The organism is Parabacteroides sp. PFB2-10 (assembly GCF_029893085.1).
Lineage (GTDB): Bacteria > Bacteroidota > Bacteroidia > Bacteroidales > Tannerellaceae > QVMG01.
In genome coordinates, this window is record NZ_JARXWI010000001.1 from 430,671 (window position 1) to 438,363 (window position 7,693).

At 45.5% G+C, this 7,693-nt stretch carries 7 protein-coding genes; 6 read left to right on the top strand and 1 reads right to left on the bottom strand.

Going from position 1 to position 7,693, the window contains the following annotated elements:
• Nucleotides 1–102: 102 nt before the first annotated feature.
• Nucleotides 103–2,439 (bottom strand): ABC transporter permease, encoded by a 2,337-nt coding sequence (locus tag M2137_RS01815; protein ID WP_280764747.1) that lies wholly within the window; start codon nucleotides 2,437–2,439, stop codon nucleotides 103–105.
• A 497-nt stretch (nucleotides 2,440–2,936) separates the two neighbouring features.
• On the opposite strand from M2137_RS01815, the gene M2137_RS01820 reads away from it, so the two are divergent.
• Genes M2137_RS01820 through folK form a run of 6 tightly spaced genes read left to right on the top strand, consistent with a single transcriptional unit; the run spans nucleotide 2,937 to nucleotide 7,162 of the window.
• Nucleotides 2,937–3,815 (top strand): permease-like cell division protein FtsX, encoded by an 879-nt coding sequence (locus M2137_RS01820; protein WP_280764748.1) that lies wholly within the window; start codon nucleotides 2,937–2,939, stop codon nucleotides 3,813–3,815.
• A gap of 23 nt (nucleotides 3,816–3,838) precedes the next feature.
• On the top strand, nucleotides 3,839–4,081 hold the full coding sequence (locus M2137_RS01825) for a DUF3098 domain-containing protein (RefSeq protein ID WP_280764749.1): 243 nt from the start codon (nucleotides 3,839–3,841) through the stop codon (nucleotides 4,079–4,081).
• Nucleotides 4,078–4,875 (top strand): undecaprenyl-diphosphate phosphatase, encoded by a 798-nt coding sequence (locus M2137_RS01830; RefSeq protein ID WP_280764750.1) that lies wholly within the window; start codon nucleotides 4,078–4,080, stop codon nucleotides 4,873–4,875. Before M2137_RS01825 ends, M2137_RS01830 begins: the two co-directional genes overlap by 4 nt.
• A 9-nt stretch (nucleotides 4,876–4,884) precedes the next feature.
• On the top strand, nucleotides 4,885–5,607 hold the full coding sequence (gene truB, locus M2137_RS01835) for a tRNA pseudouridine(55) synthase TruB (protein ID WP_280764751.1): 723 nt from the start codon (nucleotides 4,885–4,887) through the stop codon (nucleotides 5,605–5,607).
• Between the two features lie 30 nt (nucleotides 5,608–5,637).
• On the top strand, nucleotides 5,638–6,690 hold the full coding sequence (queA, locus tag M2137_RS01840; RefSeq protein ID WP_280764752.1) for a tRNA preQ1(34) S-adenosylmethionine ribosyltransferase-isomerase QueA: 1,053 nt from the start codon (nucleotides 5,638–5,640) through the stop codon (nucleotides 6,688–6,690).
• Between the two features lie 4 nt (nucleotides 6,691–6,694).
• A complete protein-coding gene (folK, locus tag M2137_RS01845; protein ID WP_280764753.1) occupies nucleotides 6,695–7,162 on the top strand; it encodes a 2-amino-4-hydroxy-6-hydroxymethyldihydropteridine diphosphokinase in 468 nt (155 codons plus the stop codon).
• The last annotated feature ends 531 nt before the right edge of the window (nucleotides 7,163–7,693 follow it).

Genomic DNA, 7,693 nt, shown 5'->3' on the forward strand with positions numbered 1-7,693 from the left:
AGCAAAATTAAGATGAACGGGATACGCCGGCAAGCAATCTCGGCAGCGAGGTAGAAACAATAGACGAAAATGAACTTTTAATCGATGAACGCGTCGTGTGGATTATTCCGTTTTGATGCTATCGACGGGATTTGCGTTTGCCGCCATGTAACTTTGGAAGAAGACCGTTACAAAAGAGATGACAAAACATCCCAATCCCGCAAGAATAAAGAACATAGGACTCAGGTGGATCCGGTAGGAATAGCCCGACAGCCAGTCGCGCATCAGATACCAGATGATGGGGGTTGCCACCACAAAGGCGATAAACACATAATTGAGGAAAGTGCCGACCAGGCGGGTCAGTATCTGGGTATTGTTTGAACCGAACACTTTCCGAACACCTATCTCACGCGAGCGCTGCTGAATGAAATAGGTCGACATGGCCAGTAAGCCCAACAGCGAAAGCAGAATAGCAATGATAGCGAATATGCCAACAATTTCTGAAATTCTTTTCTGCACGGCAAAAGAATCCGCCACCTGCTGGTCGATGAACTCACCGTTAAACTCAACGCCGAGAATCTCTTCATATTTATCTTTCACCTGTTGCCAGCCGATAAAGGGATCTCCCTGCACCTGTACCAAAATATTCCACGGATGGAACTCTTCTGTTTTCCTTATTTGCAGATTGATCGGTTGCTTTTCCCAGAGAATATTCCGCAGGTTGAAATCTTTTATCACACCGGCAATCGGTACATCCGGCTGGTAGAAGGTGAATGTTTCCGCTTCCATCGGCAGGTTTTGTTCCTTCAGCGCGTATTCATTCAGGTAAAAACCGTTATTGGAAGCCACATGGTTTTCCCGGATAATCTCGATCCCCAGCATCTCCATAAAAGCGGAATCGACAATCAATGTCTGAAAACCGATCGAACGATCCTCGAATTCAATCGTGTTATTATTTCCTCCGTTAAACGGCGTGCCGGCAGGTGTCGATACTAAAGAGACTGCGCTCAGCCGGCGAAATTCATTCGCCAGTGTCATAATTTTTTCTTTACCACCCAGAGTCTCTGCTGGAATATCGATAATATTCTCCGTGTTATATCCCAAAGGCGCCTTCATGAGATGGTTTACCTGTGAGATCATCACCAGGGCTGCCGCCATCAGGGCAATCGTAATCGCATTCTGGAAAGTGATGAAGAAGCGGCTGAATACCATCTTTGTTTTTTTGCGGAATCCTCCCTTTACCACATCGACCGCCTTTGTCCGGGAGATAAGCAGTGCCGGGAGAAGTCCGGTGATAAAACCGATCAGGATGATGGCAACAAGAGCCAACAACAGGTTCACCGGTGTTAGCATCGCATAGAGGTCGATCGTTGTATCCAATATCCGCTCGGCATAGGGACGTGCGGCAAATGCCAGGAACAGTCCTATCAGGAAGGAAATAAAGGTCAGGACAATGGATTCACCAATCAGGCGGGAGAACAGGCTCAGGCGGGAGGAACCCAACAGGCTGCGGGTAGCCATCTCCTTGGCGCGGAAACCGGTCTGGGCAACTGTCAGGTTGATATAGTTGATCACCGCAAAGATCAGTATCAGCAAACCAACTGCCAACAGGATCATAACCAGTTGCTTGTCGCCCTTATTATACATATACCCAAAGTTCGGCGCATAATAGGCTTCCGTAATGGGAATAAACTCTACGTTCTTCGCTATTTCCCGTTCAAAAAACCAATAAACAGTCTTGAGGTAGTCGCACATATCTTCCGCTTTGGAAGCAAGCGATGCCCCTTCCTGCTCTTTTACAAAAGCATTGGTGGACAGGGCGTTATTGTATGTATTGCCGTCCATGTCCGAACGGAAGCGGCGAAGGTTTTCCGTGCGGAGCAATATATCGTTGTATTTTATGACCGAGTGGCGGATATCCTTCATTACTCCATTGACCACAAACGAGATGGAATCATTCATCACCAGGGTCTTCCCGACAGGGTCTTCGCTGCCGAATACTTTGCGCGCATACGATTCGGATACCACCGCCTCGTTTTGGTTGGCCATTACATAATCCTTATTCCCTATAACAAGCGGAAACGAAAAGAAGCGGAAGAAATTGTCGTTCACAAAGGAAACCGAACTATTCCATTTCTTACCTTCTGTCAGCACCGGGATTTCATCCTGTCCGGCAAACAGGATCGCACTTGTTACATAACAGTAATCCTCAATTTCGGGATAACGTTCCTTTAGTCGTCCGGCAATCCCATAAGCCGACATATTATGCTGTTCGTCGCCGAGCATATAGATACGCTCCGCATCCGCGTGAAACCGGTCGGTAGTCAACTCCTGCCGGCTGTAAGTGAGGATGAGGATGACAAACATCAACGAAACGGATAATCCAAATATTTCAATCGCTGTATACACTTTGTGCTGTCCTAAGAAGCGCAAAAAAGAATTAAATCTGAAAATAGCCATGATTTTTTATTTTTATCTATAAATGCAAAGACTGTGCCAATCGGATTAACCTGTTGTATAGCAACGGTATGTGTCGAATTCATTCCGAAGAGGAATGTCCATAAATTAGACAATCCTGTCTATATTTTTTACAGTCCTGCGCAGACTTGTTGTGTGTGAACAAATGTTAACATATCCATTTTTGGCGAAACCCCCAATTTACGATTTGTAATTTTCGCCCGACTTTGCGCGCAAAAAGGCGGGACTTCGGAGACAAACTCCCGGGAGAAACACTTTTTAACGTATGGATTTGTAAGCAAAACGGCCGTTTTACTTACAATCGATATTTTAACATTTTGCCTTTGCCGTGCAATAATAAACGGTACATAGGTTAAATATTACTAATCGAATAGGGCAATCCATAAATTATTTGTTCTTTTGCAGGGAAATTGGGAGGGGTGTGTTTTGTCGGCACTTCTCCTTTTTCTCTTAATATTTCAAACAACAGGTATTGTCTAATGGCTGAATATAGAAAAGTAAGTTCTGTTTCGTTCTTTAATTCCCGGCTAACCTCTATTATAAGCATCGCTTTGGTTCTGTTTCTCTTAGGATTGATCGTGCTTATGGGATTATTAGGGAACCAGCTATCCGCCTACGTCAAAGAAAATATTTCCTTCTCTATCCTGCTCAAAGACAACCTGCGGGAAGCCGATATCCGCAGTATGCAAAAAAGCCTCGAGGCCAAGCCTTTCATCAAATCGACCGAATATATTTCCAAAGAACAGGCCGCAAAGGAGCTGGAAGAAGAACTGGGCGAAAACCCGGAGACCTTCCTGGGTTTCAACCCGCTGCAGGCATCAATCGAGGTGAAGCTCCATTCGGAATATGCCAACCCCGACAGCCTGAAAACAATCGAACGGGAGATTATGTCGTACACCTCCGCCTCCGATCTGCTCTACCGGAAAGATATGATGGAGATGGTGCATACCAATATGACTAAAATCGGTTTTGGCCTATTGTTATTGGCCATCGTATTGATGGTTATTTCTTTTGTGCTTATCAGCAATACGATTCGTCTGTTGATCTATTCCAAACGTTTCCTGATCAACACCATGAAATTAGTCGGAGCCACGGCCGGTTTTATCCGTCGTCCTTTTGTGGGCTACAATGTGGTCAGTGGCATTTTTGCCGCTATACTGGCAATATTCATGTTGACCGGAGCGTTATATTATATACAGGGTGAACTAAGTGGTTTTATACAAATCATAGATATCCCTACCCTGTTATTGGTGTACCTGACGGTTATCGCTCTGGGAATCTTGTTGTCGGTGGTTGCCACTTACCTGGCGGTCAATCGCTATTTGCGGATGCGGAGCGATGAGATGTACTACATATAATTATGAATTACGAATTATGAATTATGAATAAGAAAGATTTTGCTTTTGGGAAACAGAATTTCCTATTGATCGGAGCCGCTGTGGTTGTGATCATTATTGGATTTGTGTTGATGAGTGGTGGAGGATCTACCGATGGCGTAACCTTTAACCCGGAGATATTCAGTACACGTCGTATCGTCGTGGCGCCGATTGTCACCTTTTTGGGCTTTGCCCTGATGGTGGTTGGCATTCTGAAGAACAGCAAATCTAAAAAAGAGGCCGAATGAGCTGGTTAGAGGCTCTCATTTTAGGCATCGTACAAGGGTTGACGGAGTTTCTTCCGGTCAGTAGCAGCGGTCATCTCACGATTGGCAGCGCCTTGTTTGGCATGAGCGGAGAGGAAAACCTCACGTTCGCTATTGCCGTACATACGGCCACCGTTCTCAGTACGATCGTCGTACTTTGGAGCGAAGTGTCTGCTTTGTTCAAAGGTTTTTTTCGTTTCAAATGGAATGAAGAGACACAAATGGTTTGTAAGATTTTGCTTTCGATGATTCCGGTGGGCATCGTCGGTGTATTCTTCAAGGATTATGTCGAAGGGCTATTTGGCAGCGGCATACTATTGGTTGGTTGCATGTTGCTGGTGACGGCCGTTCTGCTTGCCTTCTCTTATTATGCCAAGCCTCGTCAGAAGGAGGAAATATCCTTCAAAGACGCTTTTATCATCGGATTAGCACAGGCGTGTGCCGTATTGCCGGGTCTTTCACGCTCGGGCTCGACCATTGCCACCGGGCTTTTGCTTGGAAATAAAAAAGAGCAGGTAGCCAAGTTCTCTTTCCTGATGGTGCTTATTCCCATCCTGGGAGAGGCGTTCCTTGATCTGATGAAAGGAGGATTTTCACCCGCCACGTCGGGCATTTCTTATACGGCATTGATCGTTGGGTTCGGGGCGGCATTTATAACGGGAACGATTGCCTGTAAGTGGATGATCAACCTGGTGAAGAAAGGCAAACTAATCTATTTCGCTTATTATTGCGCGGTGGTAGGTGCGATAGCGATTATATATTCATTGATTAACTAAACGCATTAAATGGATTTCATAGCTGGGGAGGTAATTTTTTTGAATAAACCCTATGGGTGGACTTCTTTTGATTTGGTTAATAAATTTCGCTATAAGCTTTCGCGGAAATTAAATATAAAGAAAATAAAGGTCGGACATGCCGGCACACTGGATCCGTTGGCGACAGGTGTGATGATTGTATGTACGGGACGAGCGACCAAGCGTATTGATGAATTTCAATACCAGACCAAAGAATATGTAGCAAAGGTGAAATTGGGGGCGACAACTCCCTCTTTCGATCTGGAGACGGAGGTTGATGCGGAATATCCGACCGAACATATCACCTGCCAGATGGTAGAGGAGGTACTTCAGTCGTTTGTGGGCACGATCCAGCAGGTGCCGCCGGTTTACTCGGCCTGTAAGGTCGACGGCAAGAGAGCCTACAAGCTGGCGCGGAAGGGACGCGAGGTGGAACTGAAAGCCAAGACGCTGGTGATCGATGAGATCGAGATATTGGCCTGTGAACTGCCGGTTGTCACAATCCGTATCGTATGCAGCAAAGGTACATACATCCGGGCGTTGGCACGCGATATTGGCGAGGCGCTTCAATCGGGCGCACACCTGATCGGCCTGGAGCGCACGCGTATAGGTGAGGTAACCCTGGCTGACTGTATGCCGGTAGAAGAGATCGACGCCTACTTAGACGAACACGTATCTGTAGAAAAAACAACGGCTATGCCCGAAACGGAATGATAAAAATAAAAGTAACTAAATAGAAATGATATGAAACTCTCGAAATTCAAATTTGACCTGCCGCAGGAACTGATTGCTTTGCATCCGACGAAAAACAGAGACGAAGCACGTATGATGGTGGTTCATCGTAAGAACGGTGAATTTGAGCATCTCAACTTCAAAGATATGCTTGCCTACTTTGATGCCGGTGATGTGTTTATCTTTAACAACACGAAAGTGTTTCCTGCTCGCCTCTACGGAAATAAAGAAAAGACAGGGGCGCGGATCGAAGTATTCCTGTTGCGCGAACTCAATCCGGAACTTCGCTTATGGGATGTATTGGTCGATCCGGCACGTAAGATACGAATTGGTAATAAGCTCTATTTCGGCGAAGACGACTCCATGGTGGCGGAAGTGATCGACAACACCACTTCGCGCGGACGTACTTTGCGCTTTTTGTATGACGGGAATCATGATGATTTCAAAAATTCACTCTACGCACTGGGCGAGACGCCACTGCCTAAATACATCGAACGTGCTGTCGAAGCGGAAGATGAAGAGCGCTATCAGAATATTTTTGCCACAGAAGAGGGCGCTGTGGTCGCTCCGGCTGCCGGCCTGCATTTCAGCCGCGAACTGATGAAGCGCCTGGAGATCAAAGACTGTAAGTTCGCTTTCCTGACGGTTCATTCCGGACTGGGCAACTTCCGCGATATCGATGTGGAAGATCTGACTAAGCACAAAATGGACTCCGAACAAATGAATATCAACAAAGAAGTGGTTGATATCGTAAACAAAGGGATTGATGGCGGACACCATATCTGTGCCGTGGGAACCTCTTCCATGCGTGCTATTGAAACGGCTGTCAGCACCGATGGCCACCTGAAAGAGTTTGAAGGATGGACCAATAAATTCATTTTCCCGCCTTACGACTTCAAGGTAGCCGACCGTATGATCACCAATTTCCATCTGCCCTTGTCCACCTTGTTGATGATGACCGCCTCTTTCGGAGGATACGACCTGATTATGCAAGCCTACAAAGAGGCCATCAAGGAAAAATATCGCTTTGGCGCCTATGGCGACGCCATGCTGATTGTTGATTAACAAAATGGCGGTTGCCTTTCTAAGCATAGGAACCAACATAGGGAATAAACGCGGGAACCTGACCGAGGCAACCGGTTTATTAGCCGAAAGGGTGGGAGATATTCTCGCCCTTTCGTCTATGTATGAAACCGAACCCTGGGGATTTCAGTCGGAAAACAGCTTTCTGAACGCGGCATTGATATTGGTAACCAAGCTCACACCGGAGGAATTGCTCAACGCCACCCGCCTGATTGAGATCGAAATGGGGCGGATAGAGAAGAGTCACGGCTCGTATCACGACCGCATCATCGATATCGACATCCTGATGTATGGCGACCTTATCATGCAAACTGATACGCTGACTATCCCCCATCCGCATATGCACAAACGCCTTTTCGTTATGCAGCCCCTGGCAGAGATCGCACCCGAAGCCGTACATCCCGTCCTGCACAAAACAATGGAAGAGATAGTAGCAGAATGCAGTAAAGGCTGATCTTCACATTCTTTCCAATCAGAAGATCTCACTGTGCATTTTCGTGCCACCCCCTAACTTCATAAATGTTAAAATGTCGATTGTAAGTGAAATGGTCGTCTTACTTACAACTCCATACGTTAAAAAAAGAAACAAATGTAAATATAGCGATCTGAAAAGAGATTGTTTGAGGGGTAACCGCTGTGACTTGTTTTTGCTTAGATCTACTGCGTACGCTAATATTTAAGGGCTCTAAAAGAATATAACAAAAAACTTTGAAAAAAGTTCACGAAATATTTGTTTTGTTGAAAAGAAAGGTGTTATCTTTGCACCCACGTTCGCTAAAAAGTTGGCGGATCGGAACAAAAAGAGTTCTTTGAAACAATTACATAATCAACAAAGTAGTACAAGAAACGCGTGTATGCTTTCTATACATATAATATATGTTAGGAGGGTATATACAAAGAAAGAATTAGCTACCGTCAATAATCATTTATATAATGAGCTGAGGAAAAAATAAAACAAACAATTTTGACAACGAAGAGTTTGATC

Coding starts and splice junctions, on each gene's coding strand:
- M2137_RS01815 (WP_280764747.1), bottom strand. CDS start 2,439: ATGGCTATTTTCAGATTTAATTCTTTTTTGCGCTTCTTAGGACAGCAC.
- M2137_RS01820 (WP_280764748.1), top strand. CDS start 2,937: ATGGCTGAATATAGAAAAGTAAGTTCTGTTTCGTTCTTTAATTCCCGG.
- M2137_RS01825 (WP_280764749.1), top strand. CDS start 3,839: ATGAATAAGAAAGATTTTGCTTTTGGGAAACAGAATTTCCTATTGATC.
- M2137_RS01830 (WP_280764750.1), top strand. CDS start 4,078: ATGAGCTGGTTAGAGGCTCTCATTTTAGGCATCGTACAAGGGTTGACG.
- truB (WP_280764751.1), top strand. CDS start 4,885: ATGGATTTCATAGCTGGGGAGGTAATTTTTTTGAATAAACCCTATGGG.
- queA (WP_280764752.1), top strand. CDS start 5,638: ATGAAACTCTCGAAATTCAAATTTGACCTGCCGCAGGAACTGATTGCT.
- folK (WP_280764753.1), top strand. CDS start 6,695: ATGGCGGTTGCCTTTCTAAGCATAGGAACCAACATAGGGAATAAACGC.